We start from the raw sequence: 20,453 nt of genomic DNA on the forward strand, positions 1-20,453 counted from the left end.
GAACCCCGATCCCTTGACCGCCCTCACGGCCTGATCCCCGTACGAAGGATCGCTACACCACTCCCGGGGGCTTGACCACAGTCCCTGGGGACTGAACTGCTTAATGCCCAGGCGTCTCTGGTGACCCCCTGGGAAACAAGGAACTGATGAATCAGCAATAAAACTGACGCTCGTGCTCATGGATCTACTGAGGGTCAGTGGATGTCAGAAGCCCGTTCCAGGAGCCGGCTGCCTGCTTGATGTGGGTCTCCGTGGCGAATACGTAGCGCCAGGCCCCGAATTGTTCCTCGTCGCGGATGAAGCGGGACCAACGTTCGGCAGCAGCTTTCTTAGTCAGCACGGACGTGTCCCGGGCGTCGTCATCGGACTTTCCTTCAATCACCCAGTGAGTGCCGTGTTTGTCGATGGCGATGAAGTCGGGGAAGTAGCGTCCGGTGTCGGTGTGGATGAAGGCTTGGCCGGTGGTGTAAACCCGCAGCCACCAGGTGATTTCCTCGTCTCGGTCCAGGAGCTGAGCCAGGGCCCATTCTGTGGACTTGGCGTCGAAGGAGGCGGTGGGCATGATGTTCTTCTTCCAGCCCTGGAAGTGCACGCCCTTGCGGTAACCGTCCTCGTAGGCGTGCGGAGCGGCCGGGTCCACCAGGACCGGTTCCAGGGGCAGGGGCACGGGAGTGAGGACGTAGGTGCGTTCCTGCTTCCGATTGCCGATGGCGGTGCGGATGAGCTGCCGGATGCCTTCGACGGCCTGTTGGCGACGGTGCTGACCCCACTCGGCGGCTGCCTGCTCGGTGGAGGTCACCCCGGCTCCGCGCAGGAACGCGGTAACCAACCGCCGGGCAGCGGTCTTCTCCCGCCGCTCCGCGGTGACCTCGGGTTGGCGCATGATCGCCTGGGTCAGCTCCTCCCGGACAGTGTCCAGGCTGGCCACTTCCTGTCGGGCTTCCTCGCTCTTTTGCGGATCCACGACAATGGCGACGTCTCCGTTGCGTCGACGGGCGTCGAGGGCGTCGCGGAAGATCAGGGTAGGGACTTCACGGATGAACCGGGCGCCGGCGGCCTCGGCGTCCCCGTCATGGACGTCGGAGAGCGAGAACCGGGCGGTGACGAGTTTGGCTTCCTGCCGGGGGAAGACGATGCGTGGCGCGCCCTCGATGCGCACCCGGGGCCCCGGAGTAGGAATGGCTTGTCGCCTCTGGGACTCCTGGAGGACCAGCACCGGGGTGGCCTCCGCGGGGTCCTCATCGGGCTCTGCTGCCATGGAGAACAGATCGCCCTGGTTCGGATCCACAGCCAGGGGGTCGAACAGGGACCCCGGGTCCGCGACCGGCCGGGGGACAGGGAAGGAAGTGCCGGTAGGGGGCGTGGTGGTGGCTGCGCCCTGGGCATCGACCTCGGTTTGGGCGGCTGGGATCTGCAGGCGCCGGCGCAGCACGTCTTTCTGGGACAGCAGCGCCTGGTAGGAGTCGTGTGCCACCAGATCCACCTGATCCACCATGGGCACGCCGGTGCGCTGACCGAAGGGCAGGCGCAGACCCCGGCCGAGGATCTGCTCGGTCAGTGTCTGGGAGGCCAGTTTGCGCAGGGCCACGATCACCGCGATGTTCTTCACGTCCCAGCCCTCGCGCAGCATGTTCACGCTCACGATCGCCCGGATAGGAGAGTCAGGACGTTCCACATCGGCCAACGCTTGCAGGGCCACCTCGGAGGATTGCGAGGTGATCTCCAGGACCGCGGAGGGGTCCCCGATGAAACCTGGGCCGGCCAGAATCTGTCCGATCTGCCCGGCGTGTTCGATGCTCTGGCAGACCACGAACAGCACCGGACGCACCGACGGTGCGTCTCCGGCGACGGCACGGTACTGGGTGTAGGCGGCGTCCTTGGCCCGTAGCAGCTGGCAGGCATCGGCCAGCTGGGTGCGTTCGTCCTTGGTGCCGTCCTTGCGGTAGACGATGACCGGGACCTTCACATGCCCGTCGGCGATGGCTTCCCCGAGGGTGTACTGGAAGACGATCTTGGGGATGTCCGCCGTATTCGGGGTCGCGGTCAGACCCACTAGGGCGACCGGGTGCAGGTCACGGATGGCCTTGGAGAAGGCTTTGGCCTTCTCGTGGTAGATGTGATGCTCATCGGCGATGACGAACAGGTCCTCGGTGTTCTCCAGGTAGGCATAAAGCGCGTTGCCGAGGGTTTCGTCTTCTTCTCGCACCCGGCGGCTGACCTTGTCGCTGGGACGGATCAGCTGCTGGACGTTGAAAACGAACACCTTCAGCCGCTCCAGATCCCGCAGCACGGTGCCGACCTCGGTGCGCTGGAAGTTCTCCGGAGTGATGACGAACGGGACGGTCTCCGCCCCGGCGACGTACTTGGCCGAAGCCTCATCGAAGTTGGCCAGGGTCTTGGTCTGGATCGTGCTGTTGGGGGTGACCACGAGAACGTGGCGCACTCCCTGGGCGGCGAGGTAGTCGATGAGCGAGGACATCAGGAACGTCTTGCCGACACCGGTCGCCAGATCGGCCACCATCTCGGTGAAGGACCCGTCAGCGGCCACGACGGCCTTCACCACCTCGGCCAGAGCCAGCCGGTTGGGCTCGCGCAGATCGAAGCGAGCGGCGATCTCCAGCAGCAGCGCCTCGTCATAGGTGATCTCGAACATCACTTCACCGTCGCCTTCGGGAACAGATCCTCGGGAGCCTTACGCAACCGGGAACCGGGGGACAACTCGCCCAACAGCTGCTCGGCCTCCGACAGCACACCCTTGGCCACCACCACCGCTTTTTCCCCCTCGCCGAGGTGCTCCACCACGGTACGGACCACCTGCTCATCGGCCACCCCGTCCACGACCGCCAGACGCAACCGGCGCTTGACCCCACAGAACACCGGGTGATCCGGAGTCAGGGAGAACCGCAGCTGGCCGGCCACAGCCTTGGAGAAAACGCCATTGGCCGCAGCTTCGGACAGATACACCTCCCCGTCCTCGTCGTCGACCTCATACATGGACGGGCCCATGTGGGCGAGGGTGAATCCACCCCCGCCAGCCCATTGCACGGTGGTTTCTTCCTTGGTGCGGGTGGCTGTCCGCAACGCCTTGACCATCTGGGGATCCAGACCACTCACCGCCTTCGAGACCCGGCCGAGCAGAGTGGTGAAAAGCTGGGCGTCCTCCGGAGTGATCCCTTCCGGCAACTCTGCAACTCCCACCCGTTCCTTCTTGGTCGTGATGCCCCCGGGATCTTCACCGCGGACGACCTTGGTCAGACGCGGCACCAGGAACCGGTCCACCGTGGCCTGTTGCAGCTCGACCGTGACCCAGCGCCGGCCCATCTTGTGCGCCACCGCTGCCGTGGTCCCGGACCCGGCGAAGCAGTCGAGCACCAGATCCCCCGGGTTGGTAGCGATGTGGATGATCCGCTCGAGCAACCGCTCGGGCTTCGGGGTGGAGAAGGCCGTGACCTCGGGAAACAGCAAATTCATCTCGTGCTTGGCCGACCGATTGTGCCCCACATCGTCGTGGAACCACAGGGTCTGGGTGGCGCGGCTAGTGCTGATCTCGTGCAAATAGCGCTTGAGCTTCAGCCCCCCGTTGCCCCCCTTGGTGAAGTACAAACGAGGCCAACTGCCCTGTTCGTGCCGGGCGCGTGCCACCTTCTCAGCTTCATCGAGGTCCATGTCGACCATCAGCGCCGGCACACCTTGCCGGACCTCATCGACGGGCACCCCGCAGATGAGGGCGCGTCGTTCATCGTCGCCAATATCAACGCGTTTGTAGGGCACACCCCACTCCTCCAGCAGAGCATGGATGGAGTCCTGATTCTGGCCCCAGCACCGTCCCTTGGCGGGGTAAACAAGCTCGCCCGTGAACGGGGATTGAATGGCATAGACCCACAGCTGGTTCCTGTAGGCGCTGGGGGCTGCCGGATCTCCAGAGACCCACGGCTGAGGATCACCATCCGTGGACTTGTACAAGGCATCTCTGGAAGCCAAACGCTCCAGCCGATTACCTCGCCACTCAGGACTCTTCGCATAAACCAGGATGTAATCCTGATCCGTGGAGAAAGTCGGCGCGTCATTGCGGGGGGAGTAGGCCTTCTGCCAGATCACCGTGCCCATGAAGTTCTCCGCCCCGAACTCCTCATCCAACAGGACGCGCATCCGGTGAACCTCGGCGTCGTCCAAGTGCACCCAGATCGAGGCGTCCTCGGCCATAAGCGGCTTGAGGTCGCGGATACGGTCACGCATCATCGTCAGCCACACCGAGTGCTCCAAAGCATCGGCGTAGTGCTCGAACGCCTGATCAGTGTTGAAGGGCGGATCGATGTAGACCAGTTTCACCTGGCCCCGGTACTTCTGCGACCACTCCGGCACCGTGCCCAGCGACCGCAACGCATCAGCGGACTCACCAGCGATAAGAAGGTTCTCGCCGGCCCCCGTGAGTCCTTCGAGCTCTCCTACCTTGCCGGTGACCTGGATGCTCTTCACCTCGCGGGCGCGAGGGTCGGCTCGGTCCACCCACTGGTAGTCGTACTTCCCGTGCTCCGCGGGAATCAGGGCCGCATCCTTGCCCATCCACGTCAGCTCAAGACGCCCCTTCGGTGACTTCATGCCCGCCCTTCAACCCAGCCCAATCCCTGACGAGGCAATGGGCTGTACAAGGGCCACGCTGAAGCAGCGTGGCCCTTTATTGCTGTAACTGTCTGGTACTCAGCTTTTCACAAGACCGCTGGCCTCCAGCACGGACCCGCACAGCTCGCTCAGATGCGGGCAGGGACATCGGTGAGCACCTCCACGAGGTGCTCGGAATGCCTTGGGTCCAGCAAGGTCACCCTGATGACTTTGCCCTCAGTTCTCGGCCTGTAGGCCTGCGCGACGAAGGCCGGAAGGCTGACCCGAGGCCGGGTACCGGCTGAGCGCCCTATGGCGGGCCCGGGAGCACCCACGCTTGGACCCGGCCACGGACACGGCTGTGTGGTGGCGCGACTACGTCGAACCGACCATGCGCACCCTCTTCGACGCCCACGGACCCTTTGAAGGTTGCACCCCAAAGCGCCCCCACCCAAGCTTTCCCCTCACTACTATCTCGCCGCCAAGTGATTTTTTCCATTGATCGTCTCGGCCGCATACAACACCTTGAAACCCGAAGCGTCTGGCAGTCGCATATCACCTTCGTCGCCACAGAGCTATGTAATGAGATTTATGGACTAGCCTAAACCTTATCTCTTCTTCATGTGAACCCTGAGTAGTAAGGGATCCCTGTCTGGCCGATAGCTTGCGACCACATCCTCGTCCTTCAAGCGGTTCAGAATGGCACGGTGTTCTGGCGTGTCGGGGATTTTCGGTCGCTGCGTTCCTTGATCAGCGATGACAGCGTAGTTACCCCCAATTCTGCGGAGGATTTCACGTAAATTGTCAGTGTTGATAGTTTCGCCCGATTCTGCGAGGAGGCAGATAAGTGATTCAGGAGCCACACCACCGTTGCGAAGGATTTCGATCTGGTTGTAACCCGCGGTCCAACCAGAGTGCACTGCATAATCAGTAATAGCTTGATACGTCCGCATTCCCGCGCCGTCGGTGTAGTCAGCAAGGTTGTCGAGAATCCTGCGTTTTACATGGTTCGGAATACGGGCGCTCGACATCAATTCGGGCAAATGCTCGATTGGCGCGTGTTCAGGCGTCATAAATTCGCCAAATTGTCTTGACTTCGCGATCGCTGCCTCTCGGGTCGGCCAGTCCACCATAAGGTCATGGGAGAAGGCCTCGGTATCGTCGGTGATCAGCCTGTGTTCGAGCAACAGACCCACCAATTCGCCGGACTCGGGCTCGATGGAGGTGGCGCGGAGGGGATAATCAAGTCCGAGACTGTCGACAAGACGTACTCGTAGTGCTGCCTCAGGAAGTGATTCGTTCGCATTAATGATTGCGGTGGCGAGTCCGGTCAGAGCGTCGAGATCGGCTCCCTGTACGTCGACAATCCTGCCCGATGACTTCAAGACGGCGGCCAGATGGACATCGATCTCACCGATCTGTCTTAGGTAAGCGTCGATGTTGGTAAATGTCGAAGGCACACGTGTGTTTCCTGCAAGTGCAGGCCATGCCTCGGGGATTACGTCGGTAATGTTTTCCACCGTGCAGTTTGGGGAAGCTTCCGCGATGAGCGCCAAAGTCCCATCTGCGTCACGGGTGGCCGCGTCGTTGATGATGGATGTGAAATCAGTAGGCGTTGCAACAGTGTACGGAGTGGCAGACGACGTACGTACAGCCTTAACGTAGCCGGAGAGATGTTCAAGCGCATGGGCGTAGACATCTGCATTGCGTGTACGCAGGGTATCCAAAGCGATGTCTTCGCTACCGGTGAGCGTTGACAGGTTTTCTGCAGTCACGGCATAGGACTTTGTTTTGATTGCTGCCTTACGGGCTTCAGATGTGAGTGGGGTGACGCTATTCAGTTGAGCCTTAGCGGCGGCCACTACATCCATTGCATGCTCCGCGTGCTGGGAGCTGGCGGGATTACTTAAGGACAGGAAGGAAGGGTAATTGGTTTCAATGTACTTACGCACGGGACTGTCAAGGTTGTACGCGACGGAGTCTACCCAGGCGGTGAGCGCCGCATCGAAGATAACCTCTCGCATTCTGTCGTCCACAGGAGCGCGTTCGACTACATAGGCGAAGACGTCCTGCCACGATTGAGCGAGCAGACTAATCAGTGCCGGCGGTCGCTGACCGTGTGCCATGTACCGGTCGAGGAACTGGCGTTCTTGGCTTCCCCAAGTGAGAAGCTCACGCACCACACGATCCGCATCCTTGATCCGCGTAGTCAGCAGATGGTCCATGACAGAGACGTTGTACATGCTCCGGTCGCCCAGCACGCTTACGCCCTGGTCCCTGATGATGGCGTCCACGTCGTCTGCTTCTAGCTTGTACAGCATTTCAGGCTCACCACGGTCGACGTGGTGCATGACGTAGTTCAGCGCGTCCGGACGAAGAAGTTTCCCGTAGAAAGGGGACACATAGAGTCCGAAGTAAGCATTGAGGTAACCGTGGGCGACCAAGTCCTGGGCGAGATGTGAGGTTAGAATCTCCTGAGTCAACTGGCGAAAGGTGCGGACCCCATCGTTTTCCAGGTCGCCTACTGGAAGTGTGAATTCTGGCCGGTGGTAGAGGCCGTTCCAGTCGTGATGTTGCAGGAAATCGATGTCAGCGGCAATCCGTTCACGTTCATTATACGTTGCTTCTCGATCGACCTGCTCCCATTTGCGAGGATCCAGTGTTTCCCCCAACAGTTCTTGCAGCCCCTCAAGCGGGAAATTAAAGACTGCCGACCCGTACGGTGAAGGCAAGGTTACCGTGATCGCAGATTGAGCGGAGACAAGTTTAATCCAGAAATTAGCAGTCGACATTTCGAGCGTGTCGACATTAACATTGTTTACAGTGATTTGAGCCTCCCGGGGGCTTCTGCTTGGCAGCTGCCAACTTAGGGCCAGGAGTGCTGCCGCATCCCTAAGCTTTTCCGCCAGGCGCGCAGCTCTGTGATCAGCGGTGTCAGTAATTCGCATATTATTGCGAATTTCCAGGTCCTGTTGCGTTAGCTCTTCGATGTTTACGCTGACAAGTCGGCGCCACGCCTTGTATAGCGAGTCTAAGTTGCTAGTTGCGATACGGAGCGATTCGAAGTCAGACATGTGAATGTTCTTGTAGAGAACAATCGCAAACAACCGGTCCACATCGAGGCCGGGTACCGTGCTACCCATCATTAACAGCCTGCGGCGAAATACCTCAAATTCGTTGCGTATATTGCGAATAAGCCTCATGTCCGCAACGTGACGGGCAGCAATGTCAATTAGATCATGCGAGACCATGTACTCGTCGCTGCTCATCTCGCGAGCCATAAGGTCTCGTGCATTCCGGTGTGTCAGAAAGGGCACCACGGGCACCACGAGATCGAAGAACTTCGTACGGTTAGCCCGCCGGATTTCGGTGTGTGCTTCATCGCTCCATGTGTCTTCGTCGTCGAGGCCGAGTCGCTCGAAGACGCTGTCGCGCAGAGCATAAATGAATTTGATTGGCTTGTTTTCAATTTGCTTGGCCGAGTTGAGCAACGTGTTGAGGGCCCGGAGCGTTTCAAAGATGTGCGCGTCATCGAAGCGGTCGATGTCCTCGAAGATGACGATGTCCCGCTCGCTGATTTCGAAGTAGTAGATGATCTCGTCGAGGTACTCGTCGAAGTAACTGGTTGATTGGGGCGACAAAGTGACTGTCGCTGGGCCAGCAGCCACTTTTTCAATGGTCATTCGACCATTGCTCAACCAGCGTGCGGAGTAGACCACCGCACTGGAGGCAATGAACAGTGCAAACGTCGTGAGTAAAACTTGCCATTGCTCAGTGCCTGCCACCTCCACAAGCGGTCCGGGTCTCGCAGTGAAAAAGAAGAATGCCGTAATTAGTAACCCAAAACCTAGTGCAATCCACATTTCCTGGCGTTTTCTAAAACTGGTGATTCGACGGAACCGGGACCTGGGCGTCTTGTGTGGACTCTCTTGATAAAGGAGTTGCTTGACGATTTCCTTTTGAATGCGGTTAGTCGTTGTGTGGGCGGCGGGGTTTTCCTCTCCTGCTATCGCTTGATCTTCTGCGGGCGTTCCGAGGGTAGACAGTGATAGTTCAACCACCCGACGAGGGTAGGTCTCACTAATTTTTTGGAGAACACTGCTCTTTCCAGCCCCGTATGCCCCGGTGAGCGCAAGGTTCCGCGATGGAGGGGTGCCCTCGATCGCCTGAGTCAGAATCTGGAAGTAGAGCTCGTGATGTTGAGGCTCGTACTGCGGCGCAAGACTCGTCATCGCGGGCGCAGATTGAGATGAATTAGGAGATCCGGGTGATGGCATAGGGGGAGTGTCACGCATGTGCTGATGTTAACCATGCGGTCCGATGCCCCCTACCACGTCCCTACTGATTGTCCATTCCAGCTACGTCTACCTCCCAGTGGTCCCAGTCCTACCGGCGAGCCAAAGGAGGACGAAGACTTAGTGCCGGCTTAAGGTGTTCGACCTCGTGCTGATGTCAGGGAATCCTGGCAGCGTCAGGGTTTCATGACACTCGGAGGTGGACGTGCTCGAGCACGATGAACAGCAAGGCGTGACGGCGCCGCGCGCCGCGTGGGAGCTAGGGGCGGCCCTCGCCGATCATTCCGTGCCGGTGGATGACCGTGATGGGGTGGCTGTAGCCCAGTTCCTGCGCATGGCCGCTGATGCGTGGGCCGCCACGAAGACCGAGGAGAGCATCGACCGCGCTTTGGAGCGAGTGAGGTTCCTGCGCCTGCTGGAGCGCGGGGCCGGCGTGGCGCGGCGCGATGCCGTGGGGGACGCCCGGGGAAGCGAGGCCTCGTGGGCCAGGGTTGGCTGGTCGTTGAACACCTCCCGGCAGAGTGCCTATGAACGGTTCACCGGCTGACACTGTCTTTGGTGGGACCCGTCGGCGGGTGAGACCGAGTCTTAGGAACCTTTGGGGCGTTGGTGCGTCTCGCAGGTCGGGGGACGCGAGACGTCTCATCGATGAACTTTGAACTTGTCATTGTCAGGCTGGCCCTCGAGTCCGTGGCGGGGTGAGGCTGGGGGTGATCAACTCCCTCAGCTGGTCTTCGACCATCCATGGTGCGTCCGCTTGGGCATGCATGTGCTGTGTGCGGCCGAAATTTACTCGGGCACCGCCGGGCCAGGTGGTGGGGCAGCTCCTAGCCAGGTTGCTGGTCGTATGCAGAAGCTTCCGCAGAACAAGAAAGTGCGTACAATTGTGAGCGATTGGGAGGTTGGATATGCAGTTGCAGAACCCACTGAGGGCCATCTGCCCCACGCTTGAGGCCGACATCCTCATGGCACTGGCAGACGGGTCCCGTAGCACTCCGGGCGCTCTCGTTCGCGAACGCGGCGTCCATGCTTCGGTCTCCGGCGTGCGCCGTTGCTTGGAACGACTGGAAGAGAACGGCGTCGTAGACGCCGGTCACCTTGGCAACCGAGTCGAGTACTCACTAAACGCCCAGCACATGCTTGCCGGCCTTGTTATTGAGGCGTCGAAGGCGACGGAGCTATTCATCCGGTTCCTTGCCGACCAAATATCCCGGTGGAGCGAGCAGCCATTGCAGGTGACTTTATTCGGTTCCGCAGCCCGCCGCGAGATGCGCAATGATTCGGACATCGACCTGATGTTTGTCGTCCCAGACGGAGCCAGCGACCTGCTGTATGAAGCGATCAGTGAGCTCGCCGTCGACGCGTATCGCCTCACCGGCAATGACGTCCGCCCGATGGTTTACGAGGTGTCCGAAGTTCACCGCGCACCGATCTTCAATTCGATTGATCGCGATGGCGTACACGTCTTCGGAGATAATCATTGGCTCTCACGACAACTTCACACGTTGGCGGCTGCCTGATGACAGCGCGCACCGACGCTAACGCGCGCCTCGAAGATGCTCGCGCGTTCCTGGAATCAGCGAGAACTATCGACACACTGAACGACGCTGAGTCATACGCTGACGTGATCGCTACTAACGCGATTCATGCGGGAATTGCAGCCTCGGACGCCTTTTGCCTGTTGACTCTCGGCCGGCACTCCAAGTCAGAAAACCATGCCGACGCTGTCAGTGTACTGAAGGCGGCGGAAGGAGACGGCACCACCTTGAGCCGCCTATTGGGTGAAAAGACAAAGGCCGGATACAACGTCAAGAGCCTGACTCGACCCAAGGCCACGAAGTGCATTGAATGGGCCAGTAAGCTGCTGGACGCGGCCGAGGAAAAGTATGCCCAATCGTAAATTTTATGTGGCCCGTAGGGTCGGGTGCTGAAATTGACTATTGCTGAATGCATCTTGCAAGCGATGATTTGCGAGTTACATTAATTGCGAGACTAGATCGTCACTGACGGTTGCGGCTATTTAGCTGCTGGCACGTAGTTTCTGGACCCGTGCAGAAGGTTTGATCGTCTCGATCTTCGCATGTTGAGAATCAGGCAACGTGGGGGCAGACCCCGCCCATGGTGACAACGGATATGTAGGGACTGCCCCAAATGCTTTTAACTATGCTGCTCGTTGTTGACCCATCGTGGCCAACGTGGTGGGGCGAGCTAACCCAGCCTCATGCCACTCTTCTAGCGAGCTTGGCTGTTCTAACGAGCGCAGTAATCGCTTTCGCTGCGGCGTGGCTGACTCACCACAGGGAACGACAAGCTGCGCGCCAAGAAAGATATACTACTATTGCTGAACAATTGGCACACAAGAGTGAGACGGTGCGGCTGGCAGGTATTTATGCTCTTGAAGCATTAGCCAATGAGTGGCAACAGGCGAGGCAGGGTGGGCAACGAGACGTTGCGGTAGAACTGTTGTGCGCCTATCTAAGATCTCCCAGGCGTAAGGGCGGGGATAAGGAAGCGCGTTCCGCCGTAGCCACGATTTTTAGGCTCCATTCAAATGTGTGGACGAAAAAAATGGGCCTGGGGAACCGTTGGGTTCGCCGTATATTATCCCCGTGGATCAATGAAACAAGAGTGATACAGGCGCCCTGGCCTTCTGACATTATTAATTTGGAAGGTGCTGACCTGCGTGGTGTTAGATTTACCAACGTGGATTTCAGGGGGTCGCGTTTGGTGGGCGCGGACCTCACGGAGGCATTGTTGATGGCGTCAGACCTCAGAAAAGCTGACATATCACACGCTTGCTTAAAAAAAGCTTGTCTATGGAGAGCGGATCTGCGAGGAACTAATCTAAGCGGCGCCGATTTTGGTGTTTTGGGGGTAGATGAGGCGAGTTTTTGTGCACCACCTGATCTTAAGGGAATGGATAGAAATCCGTCAGTCAAATGGGACTCTGATACTATGTGGCCCACGGGATTTAATGTTGATGAGGTAATTAGTTATCAGACTGCCAAAAATGTGGTGACGCCTTCCCCTTGAGGTTGAGTCCGATGACATTGACCTCGCAGTGATGTGAGATCCGTTGAGCTGCAGATTGAATTTTTTGGGCGTCCGGCGTTCACTGGTTTGCTCGGCCCTTTCGTTGCGGGTTCTTCTTTCGTGCGGTCAAGTTCGGATCATGATGCACTTTAGGTAGGAGTTCTGTGGCGGCTGGTGCATGGCTTCTCCCGCGCAGTTCACATGGCCAGCATCTGGGGAGGTGCAGGCGCCAACGGCTGGCGTGACTGACTATGCGGGTTGGGATGTGGAGGAACTGGGCGTGGACCGCGGTAATGCTGGCCCGGGCGGGAGCGATCGGGGCGAGAACACCTGCGGGGCGATTGACATTGAATGCCGTCGCAACTATGGCCAGCCAAGTGATGTTGGCGGGGAACGCCCCTAACAGCAGGTGGGCCTGTCGCCCAGCTTTCAGATTGGTGATGACTCGTTCGACGACCGCATGGTCATGGTAAAGGCCTTCGGCATCCTAGTTTCTGCTCGATACAGCCATTGGCCACCTGGGTGGGGGAAGAAGCGCTGCTGCGGTCCATGCCAGCTGAGGATCTCGCAAGCTATGGGATGCGAGACGTCTCGTCGGAGGAATTTGCTGCCGCATATTTCCGCGGATCCGAGTGTCTCGCATCTTTGTGCTTTATCTGTGCCCCTAGAATTGGATACTCAATGTTGGTTGCGAGACAGATGGGGTGGGCGTGGGGAAGCTGATCGGCTATGCGCGAGTGTCGACGAGGCAACAGGACGCGGACCGTCAAGTGTCCGACCTCTTGCACGCGGGCGTGCGGCGCGATGACGTGTATGTCGACAGTGGAGTGTCTGGAGGACGTGCGTCGCGTCCGCAGTTCGACCGGGCGGTGGCCGCGCTCGAGGACGGGGACACGTTGGTGATCACCACGCTGGACCGTTTGGGGCGGTCGACGCAAAACATGCTGAGCTTCGCCGAGGCACTGCGGGGGAGAGGTGCCGGACTGCGGGTACTGAACCTCGGCGGGGGAGACGTGGACACCGCGACCCCCATGGGCTCGATGGTCTTCACCGTCATGGCCGCACTGGCTCAGATGGAACTGGAGATCAAGCGGGAGCGGATCACCGACTCGGTGGCCAAACGGAGGGCAGCCGGCAAGGATCTGGGTGGACGGCGCCAGACCTTCACTGACTCTCAGATCCGCAATGCCCTGCGCCTGATCGACGGCGGGGAGCCGGCGACCCAGGTCGCCCAAGACCTTGGGATGTCGCGTGCCACGCTCTACCGGCGGATCCGGGAACTCCCGCAAGCAACGACGATCTGAGGCCGTTGTCGCGTGTGGACATCGTGATGCACATGCCGTATCTGAGCGGGCTTTTCAGGCTCTTCAGGATCCAGGGTGTAGCGAGTGGCGGCGTGTGAAGTCTCAGGACATCGTGGACGGTTCTGTCTCACTACATCGTGCACAGGCCGCGACTACACCCTGGATCCTGAAAAGCCGGATTAGTCTCGTAAATTCCGAGATTTGAATTACCCGCTGAAGCGGAACTCCACCACGTTCCGTCACGAATAAACGTCCTGCCGGCAAACTCGGACGACGTACAGGAGTGCCGGCTTTGCCGGAACGACTTGCTTTATGAGGCCCGCGCCCGGTAATGACGGTAGTCATCGCAGCTGTCTCACTTGTGCTTCATTTTCACATGGGCGAGGCGTGCCAATCGTAGACGGCGGCGCAGGCGTTCAGAAGCGGCGACCACTTGAAAGACCCATAGGGCTGAGCAATTTCAGACGCACGAGATTGTAAAACCGCTAATCGGTAGGGAGTCTTTTCACGAATCTGCCAATCGGTCGGCCAGCCATTCGCGCGCGTTGCTAGCCGTCACCCTCAGCTGCGGGTGCTGTTGTAGGATCTCGCGCTGCCGCTCCCCGGGCAACCCGAGCTCGTGCAGCACGTTAAGGATCACGACCGCCGTGGTCACCTCCACGATGGCGATCAGCTCGTCGAATGAGTGATTCGGCGTCTTTCCTTCGTGCGCCAGGTCGTTACGAGCCTTTGTGGTCCGACTTGCCCACCTGTCCACGTCGGGCATCAGCCGCGCGATTGCGTCCTGATCCGGTCGCGCGGCGAGATCGTACAGCCGGTCCCGCAGGGTCGGGTCGTTGCGGATCGCTGCCTTGAACCTGCCTTGGTGTTCCTCAGGCACCTGCTTGAGCATGGCATCACGCATCGCCTTGAACTCAGCTGCAGAGAAGGGCTTCTCGTCGATGCCGAGGCCGCGGTGAAGCACCTCGGCCGCACCTACCACGGTCAGAAGGTTGTTCTCGACGTAGCGAGCCGGCGCGTAGCGGAGGCTCAAGATCATGTTGATTGCCGCCTGCAGCCGACCGTGCGCCTCGCACCAGCGTGGCACGATCTCTTGGAACGGAAGCGATTCGCAGGTAAAGAGGACGCGGTGGTGGTCGACAGCCTTGGCATCGTGGTCGCCGCGGGCAGTGGGCGAGTAGAGGACATCGGCGCTCCGACGTAGCATGGGACGGTCGCTTGAAGATGCAGATTTGGTCCCAGCCACCTCCAGCCGAAGCCAGATTACGCCGGCGGCACGGTGCGTCGCGAGAGCGATCAAATCCTGCACGAGACTTGCTGTTTCCAGTGCGCGGCTTAGGGAGTACAGCCCTGTCGGAGCAACTCGGACGAACGCTGTGTCGCGCATGCGTCCGACGGTCCCATGCTTGCGCTGTTCAAAGAACGGCAGTGTGTGTCGGTGTACCAGACGGAACTCAGTTCCGTCGACCATGACCGTCTGCGTCTCCACGGGCTTCACGGAGATACTTCCGGTTCCGTCAGGCTTGCCGTCGGAAGCGCCAAGGAAACCTTCGAACACCGAGGAGGCCGCCCAAAGCCCGAGATCTTCCACCGAAACCTCGGCCGCGGAGAACACCGCGTCATTCTGTCCCCTGACTCGTGCACCGATGATCGCGATCGTCGCTGTAATGGTCTGCTTGTCGGGGCTCTTCACCCTCGCGCCGATGGTCCTCTTGCTGCTGTTTGGGACGCAACCTAGCAAGGTGATCTCGCGTTGCTCAGCTGCACCGTGGATAACGTCCCAGTTCCGGTTCCCTTCGTGGAACGCGGTGACGCCGGGAAACGGGTTCGACGTAATTCGATCTTCGAACGCTCCAATCAAAGAGAGCGACAAGCCAGCCTCTGGGTCGTACCGGAGCACGCCGGGGACCTGCTCGTCAGGGGCATCTGGCAACCACCAGAAACCTGCCCACTCTCCGGACTCGTCGAGATTCAGAGGATTGTCGGTCAACGTCCACCCTGTCGTAGTTTGGCTCACTTATTTCTTGCTGTTTTCGATGGTACTCCGCGTTCAGACTCCGCTCGCGTGCAGGTTTTGGTTTGTCCTCCCCAGCTGATGCTGGCCGTCCGCTTAGCGGCCAGCCGGCATTGGTCGCTCCCGACACGACAGATCGGCCCAGGTTTCATAAGTTGCTATAGGGCTGACAGCATGAGCGCATGAATCTTGAAACGAACACTCAGTTGCCGAAGGAAGTTGAACGCACGTTCGCGGCACGATCGATCAAAGAGGCCCGGAAGTCTCCCGGGAACGCCCGCGTCGGTGCTGTCATAGCTCGAGAAGACAGCCTCTTAGCGACTGGCTACAGGGGAGAGGCTAAAGGTCTCCACGCAGAGGAAGTAGCCCTCCAGAAGGCGCGTGCGGCTGACATAGACCTTGCCGGAACCTCGCTCTACACGACATTGGAACCGTGTGCGAACTCCCGGACGTCACGGGTTCCTTGCGCAGAGCTCATCGCGGAGGCGGGTATAACCATCGTCCACATCGGCGAATACGACCCTAACCCTCAGGTCAACCGCCTCGGATGGAAGTACCTGCGCGACCATGGCGTACAGCTCCGAGATTTTCCGGCAGACCTCCGTGAGCAGGCGCGGGAGGCGAGCAGGAACTTTACACGACTATTCACAAACGGCACGGGAATGAGCGCAGGCGCAAAGTTTGATTTCACGACGAACGGCGGCCGATTCACTATCAGTGTCGACGAGCACCCCAACGCTGCCTCATGGGAAACCAGATGGAGCAACTGCGGAGCCTCAGCCATCTACCTGAACGGTGGGGTGCCCGGCGTCGTCGCACTAGCTCGTTACGCGGAAAAGTTCGACGAGATCGATGATCCTGACGCGCTCGACTACGGAGGCCATTTTTCCAGGATCGACGTGGGGTGTATTGGTGTGGTTCGCAATGAATACGGACACGTTCTCTGCAAAGTCATCGCCATCGAACCAACGGCGGACTACGGCGGCAACGCACAAGTCTCAGTAACCATCAACTGGGAAATCCGCTTGGCCGATGGCCGTACGGGAAGGTAGGACCTCCACGAGGTCGAACACACTTTGGTTGCACCGCAAATGGTCGAGCAGGACGTGAGCACCGCGTGCTTCACGCTCCGCCCTCAGGAGTGTCTCGTGACGAGTCTGGTAGTGGCTTTCATGCCACCGAAGGATGAGAGTCATGGCAGCACCGAAAAAGTACCCGGACGAGTCGCGTGAGCGCGACCCGGATGGCGGTGGAAGCCCGGCGTGATCCGGCCACCACGGCCGGGGGCTGGCCCGTGCCAATAACGTCATGCCCTCTTGCAACATCTAGACCTCGGACCAGATCATTTCTACTTTACATATGGCCCGGTTAGAGGGCAGACCGCTATGCGGCGAAGGTTTCTCCGTGGGCAGGAGAAAGCGGCCGCGGCAAAAGCCGAGGCCGCTTTTCGCACTACAGCAGAAGTGGTCACGAGGTGGGGCTTCCGGGATCGACTCCCAGGTGTCATCGTGCCGGATGCCCCAACTTGGTCGTTATCGGGCCACGGCGGCGGGCTGTTCCTGGAAGGCGGGGACCACGTGCTGGACGAACAGCTCCAGCGACTTCTTCTTCTCGTCGTGGGACATGCCGTTGTCGATCCAGTAGGCGAACTCGTCGACACCCAGATCCTGGTAGTGCTTGATCCGCTCGATGACCTCATCGGGTGTGCCGATCATCGCTGACTTGTGCAGGCTATCCAGTTCGAACTCGGGTCGATCCGCGAACTTCTCCTCGGGGGAGGGCTCGAGGAAGCCGTTGGTGGGTGTGGTCTTGTTCCCGGCCCAGGCATCGAAGGTGCGGTAGTAGCGGTTGATCGCCGCGGCGGCCGGACGCCAGGCGTCCGGGTCCTCGGGGCTGTGCACGTAGGTGTGCCGCAGGCACAGGATCTCAGGCTTGTCCGCGTCCGGGAACTTGGCCATCGCGGCCTTGGTCTTGTCGGTGAGGTCGGCGACCTCGAGGTCGTCCTTCATGAGGGGGGTGACCATGATGTTGAAGCCGTTCTCGACGGCGAACTCGTGGGACTCGGGGGAGCGTGCCGCCACCCAGATGGGGATCTCGTTCTGGACCGGCTTGGGCACGCTGGTGGAGGTGGGGAACTGCCAGATCTCGCCCTCGTGGGCGTAGTCGCCCTGCCACAGGGCGCGCATGGCCGGGAGGATCTCGCGCAGGTGCTGGCCACCGGCGGCGGCAGGCATGCCGCCGGCGAGCCGGTCGAATTCGAACTGGTAGGCGCCGCGGGCGACGCCGAGCTCGAGGCGGCCACCGCTGATGACGTCCAGCAGCGCGGACTCGCCGGCTGCGCGGACGGGGTTCCAGAACGGGGCGATCAGGGTGCCGGCGCCCAGGCGGATGGTTGTCGTCTCGGCGGCGAGGTAGGCCAGCAGGGGCATGGGGCTCGGGGAGACGGTGTACTCCATGGCGTGGTGCTCGCCGATCCACACGGTGGAGAACCCGCCGTCCTCGGCGACGTGCACGAGGTCAACGAGGTTTTCGAAGAGCTGTCGGTGGCTGACCTGGTCGTCCCAGCGTTCCATGTGCACGAAGAGGGAGAAGCGCATTGTGGTTGTCCTTCTGTAGGTTGACTGCCTGCGGTCTGTTCCGGGGTGGCCGCTCGGGGGCTTTGCGATGAATGCCCTTGAGCCGCACCTGCACGCGTGATGGGGGCGTGTCCGGATGACGTGGTCTTTATTGAGGAGGTTCTTCTCGCGTCCCAGGGACCGTCAGCGCGGTTCGGCGGCGCTGTTACGTTCCGCGATGGTGCGGTCGGCCTTGGACCAGTGGGTGGTCGGCACCTCCCGGAGGATCACCGTGGTGTTCTCCGGGACGGCGCCGACGGACTCTTCGGCGGCACGGTGGAGGGCCGAGATGAGGGCGCGCAGTTGTTCGGGGCTGCGGCCTTCGGCGATGGACACGTCGATCAGGGGCATCGGGGTCTCCTTCCTAGCTGCGCATGACGAAGGGGTCCGCGACGGGGCCTTCGTCGGTGTTGATCCACACGCTCTTGAGGCGGGTGTACTCGTGCATGGACTCCAGGCCGTGCTCGATGCCCACGCCGCTGTTCTTGAAGCCCTGGCGGGGGGACATCGGGGACATGGCGCGGTAGGTGTTGACCCAGATGGTGCCGGCTTCCAGGCGGCGGGCCATCCGGTGGGCCCGGGCGAGGTTCTGGGTCCAGATCCCGGCGGCGAGGCCGTACTCGGTGTCGTTGGCCAGGGCCAGGACTTCGTCCTCGGTGTCGAAGGGCATGATCGCAGCGACGGGTCCGAAGATCTCCTCCCGGGTCACGCGCATGTCGTTGTTCACTCCGGTGAGCACGGTGGGGGAGTAGAAGTAGCCCGGCAGCTCGACCTGGGGGCGGCCGCCGCCGGTGAGGACGGTCGCACCCTCGGAGACGCCGAGCTCCACGTAGGAGTTGACCTTCTCCTGCTGGGCGGCGAAGGCCAGCGGGCCCAACTCGGTGGTCTCGAGCATCGGGTCGCCGATGACGATGCTGCGGGCGCGGTCGGCGACCTTCTCCAGCAGCTCCTCGTAGATGGAGCGGTGAGCGAAGACCCGGCTGCCGGCGATGCAGGTCTGCCCGGCAGCGGCGAAGATCCCGGCGATCACGCCCATGGCGGCGTTGGAGACGTCGGCGTCCTCGAAGACGATGTTGGGGCTCTTCCCACCCAGTTCCAGGGTGCACCCGATGAACCGGGACGCGGCCGAGGCCGCGATGGTCGAGCCGGTGGCGGTGGAGCCGGTGAAGGAGATCTTCGCGATGCCGCTGTGGTCCACCAGCGGGGCGCCGGCTTCGACGCCGTAGCCGGTGACGACGTTGATGACCCCGTCGGGGAATCCCGCCTCGGTGGCCAGCTCGGCCAGGCGCAGCACGGTGCGGGAGGTGTACTCGGAGGGCTTGATGACCAGGGTGTTACCGGCGGCCAGGGCCGGGGAGAGCTTGGAGGTGGTCAGGGTCAGCGGGGAGTTCCAAGGGGTGATGGCTCCGACGACACCCAGTGCTTCGCGCTGGGTGTAGTTGAGCATCTGCACGGAGTTGGTGGGGATCTGGCTGCCCTGGACCTTGTCGGCCAGACCGGCGTAGTAGTAGAGGTACTCCGGCAGGCCAGCCAGCTGCCCGCGCATCTCGCGCAGGAGCTTGCCGTTGTCCTGGGACTCCATCCGGGCCAGTTCCTCGGCGTGCTCCCCGACCAGATCGCCCAGGCGTCGCAGCAGGTGCCCGCGCTTGGTGGGGGACAGGTCCCGCCACTTCGGGTCGTGGAAAGCCTGGTCTGCGGCCTGGACGGCGGCGTCGACGTCGGCGGCGGTGCCTCGGGCCGCGGAGTACAGGGTCTCCAGGGTGGCCGGATTGGTGCTCTCGAAGTACGCGCCTTCGACCGGGGCGACGTACTGTCCGTTGATGAAGTGGTCGTAGCGCTCAGGCATGGTCTTCTCGACTCGATTCCTCGATGAAGTGGTGAATGATGCGGGCCAGCTCGCCCGGTTGCTCCACGGGGAGCATGTGGCGGGCCCCGGGGACCACGACGGCCTGTGCGTCCGGGGTCGCCGACGCCAGACGTCCGGTCATCTCCGGGGTGGAACCGGGGTCCAGTTCCCCGGTCACCGCCAGGGACGGGACTTCGATGCTGCCCAGCTCGGGGCTGATCTCGGCGTCGGCGGTGGCGAACACCTTGTAGGCGTGCAGGTAGGACTCCACGGAGTTGGCCAGCAAGGTGCTCCGGGTGTCAGCCACGGTGTCTGCGTCCACCCCGCTGTCTGCGGGGTACCAGCGGCCGATCGAGGCCTCCACGCTGCTGGGGAAGTTCGCCCGGGCTCCTTCCAGTCGCCGGTGCACCGAGGTCGCCTCTTCCGGGGTGCGCCGGCACACCGAGCTGACGCTGGTCAGGGTGGCGACCAGTTCCGGGCGGTACCGGGCGAGGTGCTGGGCGATGAGTGCGCCCAGGGAGAACCCGACCAGGTGGGCTCGCCCGGGCAGTCGGGCAGCGACGTCCTCGGCCAGCTCGGTCAGGGTGGCCGGGCCGGTCAGGGGCGGCTGAGCGCCGTGGCCGGGCAGATCTAAGGCTACGACGGGGCGGTCGGTGCACCGGGCCAGCTCAGTGCGGAGAGGCTCCCACATGGTGTGGTCCAGCCCCACGCCGTGGAGCAGGACGATCGGCAGGGGCTGGACCATGG

The 20,453-nt window shown here is 61.1% G+C and carries 14 protein-coding genes and 1 pseudogene; 7 read left to right on the forward strand and 8 right to left on the reverse strand.

The genetic code is table 11. From position 1 onward, the window contains the following. Nucleotides 1–184: 184 nt before the first annotated feature. Together Q0817_RS15580 and Q0817_RS15585 are read right to left on the reverse strand one after the other, a co-directional pair. Nucleotides 185–2,653 (reverse strand): DEAD/DEAH box helicase, encoded by a 2,469-nt coding sequence (locus tag Q0817_RS15580; protein ID WP_298590218.1) that lies wholly within the window; start codon nt 2,651–2,653, stop codon nt 185–187. Next, nucleotides 2,653–4,599 carry a site-specific DNA-methyltransferase gene (locus Q0817_RS15585; protein WP_298590221.1) on the reverse strand — a complete coding sequence of 649 codons (1,947 nt, stop codon included), beginning with the start codon at nt 4,597–4,599 and terminating at the stop codon, nt 2,653–2,655. Before Q0817_RS15585 ends, Q0817_RS15580 begins: the two co-directional genes overlap by 1 nt. A gap of 295 nt (nt 4,600–4,894) precedes the next feature. Here Q0817_RS15585 and Q0817_RS15590 point away from each other — a divergent pair. Continuing rightward, nucleotides 4,895–5,101 (forward strand): annotated as a pseudogene (locus Q0817_RS15590) (DUF4913 domain-containing protein); the annotation flags it as partial. A gap of 106 nt (nt 5,102–5,207) precedes the next feature. Here Q0817_RS15590 and Q0817_RS15595 read toward each other — a convergent pair. After that, complete coding sequence (locus tag Q0817_RS15595) at nt 5,208–8,894, reverse strand: P-loop NTPase fold protein (protein ID WP_298590224.1); 3,687 nt, start codon at nt 8,892–8,894, stop codon at nt 5,208–5,210. Nucleotides 8,895–9,093: 199 nt separating this feature from the next. On the opposite strand from Q0817_RS15595, the gene Q0817_RS15600 reads away from it, so the two are divergent. From Q0817_RS15600 to Q0817_RS15620, 5 genes are all read left to right on the forward strand, one after another. Beyond that, a complete protein-coding gene (locus Q0817_RS15600) occupies nt 9,094–9,441 on the forward strand; it encodes a hypothetical protein (RefSeq protein ID WP_298590227.1) in 348 nt (115 codons plus the stop codon). Between the two features lie 361 nt (nt 9,442–9,802). Further along, nucleotides 9,803–10,414, forward strand: coding sequence for a nucleotidyltransferase domain-containing protein (locus Q0817_RS15605; protein ID WP_277552079.1), 612 nt, complete (start codon nt 9,803–9,805; stop codon nt 10,412–10,414). Then, nucleotides 10,414–10,794 carry a DNA-binding protein gene (locus Q0817_RS15610; RefSeq protein WP_298590234.1) on the forward strand — a complete coding sequence of 127 codons (381 nt, stop codon included), beginning with the start codon at nt 10,414–10,416 and terminating at the stop codon, nt 10,792–10,794. Before Q0817_RS15605 ends, Q0817_RS15610 begins: the two co-directional genes overlap by 1 nt. A 449-nt stretch (nt 10,795–11,243) precedes the next feature. Continuing rightward, the gene (locus Q0817_RS15615) at nt 11,244–11,927 is read left to right on the forward strand and encodes a pentapeptide repeat-containing protein (RefSeq protein ID WP_298590237.1); all 684 of its coding nucleotides are present in this window, start codon (nt 11,244–11,246) and stop codon (nt 11,925–11,927) included. Nucleotides 11,928–12,637: 710 nt separating this feature from the next. Further along, nucleotides 12,638–13,231, forward strand: coding sequence for a recombinase family protein (locus Q0817_RS15620; protein ID WP_298590240.1), 594 nt, complete (start codon nt 12,638–12,640; stop codon nt 13,229–13,231). Between the two features lie 505 nt (nt 13,232–13,736). Here Q0817_RS15620 and Q0817_RS15625 read toward each other — a convergent pair. Continuing rightward, nucleotides 13,737–15,248, reverse strand: coding sequence for a HEPN domain-containing protein (locus tag Q0817_RS15625; protein WP_298590243.1), 1,512 nt, complete (start codon nt 15,246–15,248; stop codon nt 13,737–13,739). A 179-nt stretch (nt 15,249–15,427) separates the two neighbouring features. On the opposite strand from Q0817_RS15625, the gene Q0817_RS15630 reads away from it, so the two are divergent. After that, nucleotides 15,428–16,297, forward strand: coding sequence for a deaminase (locus Q0817_RS15630; protein ID WP_298590246.1), 870 nt, complete (start codon nt 15,428–15,430; stop codon nt 16,295–16,297). A 480-nt stretch (nt 16,298–16,777) separates the two neighbouring features. Here Q0817_RS15630 and Q0817_RS15635 read toward each other — a convergent pair whose 3' ends face one another. The 4 genes from Q0817_RS15635 to Q0817_RS15650 form a co-directional block, all read right to left on the reverse strand. Beyond that, nucleotides 16,778–17,842: an LLM class flavin-dependent oxidoreductase gene (locus Q0817_RS15635; RefSeq protein WP_298590249.1), complete on the reverse strand. Its 1,065-nt coding sequence runs from the start codon at nt 17,840–17,842 to the stop codon at nt 16,778–16,780. A gap of 162 nt (nt 17,843–18,004) precedes the next feature. Further along, nucleotides 18,005–18,211: a tautomerase family protein gene (locus Q0817_RS15640; RefSeq protein WP_298590252.1), complete on the reverse strand. Its 207-nt coding sequence runs from the start codon at nt 18,209–18,211 to the stop codon at nt 18,005–18,007. Between the two features lie 13 nt (nt 18,212–18,224). Continuing rightward, nucleotides 18,225–19,706, reverse strand: a complete 1,482-nt coding sequence (locus Q0817_RS15645) for an aldehyde dehydrogenase (RefSeq protein WP_298590255.1) — start codon at nt 19,704–19,706, stop codon at nt 18,225–18,227. Continuing rightward, nucleotides 19,699–20,451: an alpha/beta fold hydrolase gene (locus Q0817_RS15650; protein ID WP_298590257.1), complete on the reverse strand. Its 753-nt coding sequence runs from the start codon at nt 20,449–20,451 to the stop codon at nt 19,699–19,701. The genes Q0817_RS15645 and Q0817_RS15650 overlap by 8 nt, the downstream gene beginning before the upstream one ends. Nucleotides 20,452–20,453 lie beyond the last annotated feature (2 nt).

The sequence above is a fragment of the uncultured Kocuria sp. genome, assembly GCF_947500125.1.
Classification (GTDB): domain Bacteria; phylum Actinomycetota; class Actinomycetes; order Actinomycetales; family Micrococcaceae; genus Kocuria.

What these genes read in the sequence shown, in the direction of transcription:
- Q0817_RS15640 (WP_298590252.1), bottom strand. Translation starts at nt 18,211, where the DNA reads ATGCCCCTGATCGACGTGTCCATCGCCGAAGGCCGCAGCCCCGAACAA.
- Q0817_RS15610 (WP_298590234.1), top strand. Translation starts at nt 10,414, where the DNA reads ATGACAGCGCGCACCGACGCTAACGCGCGCCTCGAAGATGCTCGCGCG.
- Q0817_RS15630 (WP_298590246.1), top strand. Translation starts at nt 15,428, where the DNA reads ATGAATCTTGAAACGAACACTCAGTTGCCGAAGGAAGTTGAACGCACG.
- Q0817_RS15605 (WP_277552079.1), top strand. Translation starts at nt 9,803, where the DNA reads ATGCAGTTGCAGAACCCACTGAGGGCCATCTGCCCCACGCTTGAGGCC.
- Q0817_RS15645 (WP_298590255.1), bottom strand. Translation starts at nt 19,706, where the DNA reads ATGCCTGAGCGCTACGACCACTTCATCAACGGACAGTACGTCGCCCCG.
- Q0817_RS15650 (WP_298590257.1), bottom strand. Translation starts at nt 20,451, where the DNA reads ATGGTCCAGCCCCTGCCGATCGTCCTGCTCCACGGCGTGGGGCTGGAC.
- Q0817_RS15585 (WP_298590221.1), bottom strand. Translation starts at nt 4,599, where the DNA reads ATGAAGTCACCGAAGGGGCGTCTTGAGCTGACGTGGATGGGCAAGGAT.
- Q0817_RS15635 (WP_298590249.1), bottom strand. Translation starts at nt 17,842, where the DNA reads ATGCGCTTCTCCCTCTTCGTGCACATGGAACGCTGGGACGACCAGGTC.
- Q0817_RS15580 (WP_298590218.1), bottom strand. Translation starts at nt 2,653, where the DNA reads ATGTTCGAGATCACCTATGACGAGGCGCTGCTGCTGGAGATCGCCGCT.
- Q0817_RS15595 (WP_298590224.1), bottom strand. Translation starts at nt 8,894, where the DNA reads ATGCGTGACACTCCCCCTATGCCATCACCCGGATCTCCTAATTCATCT.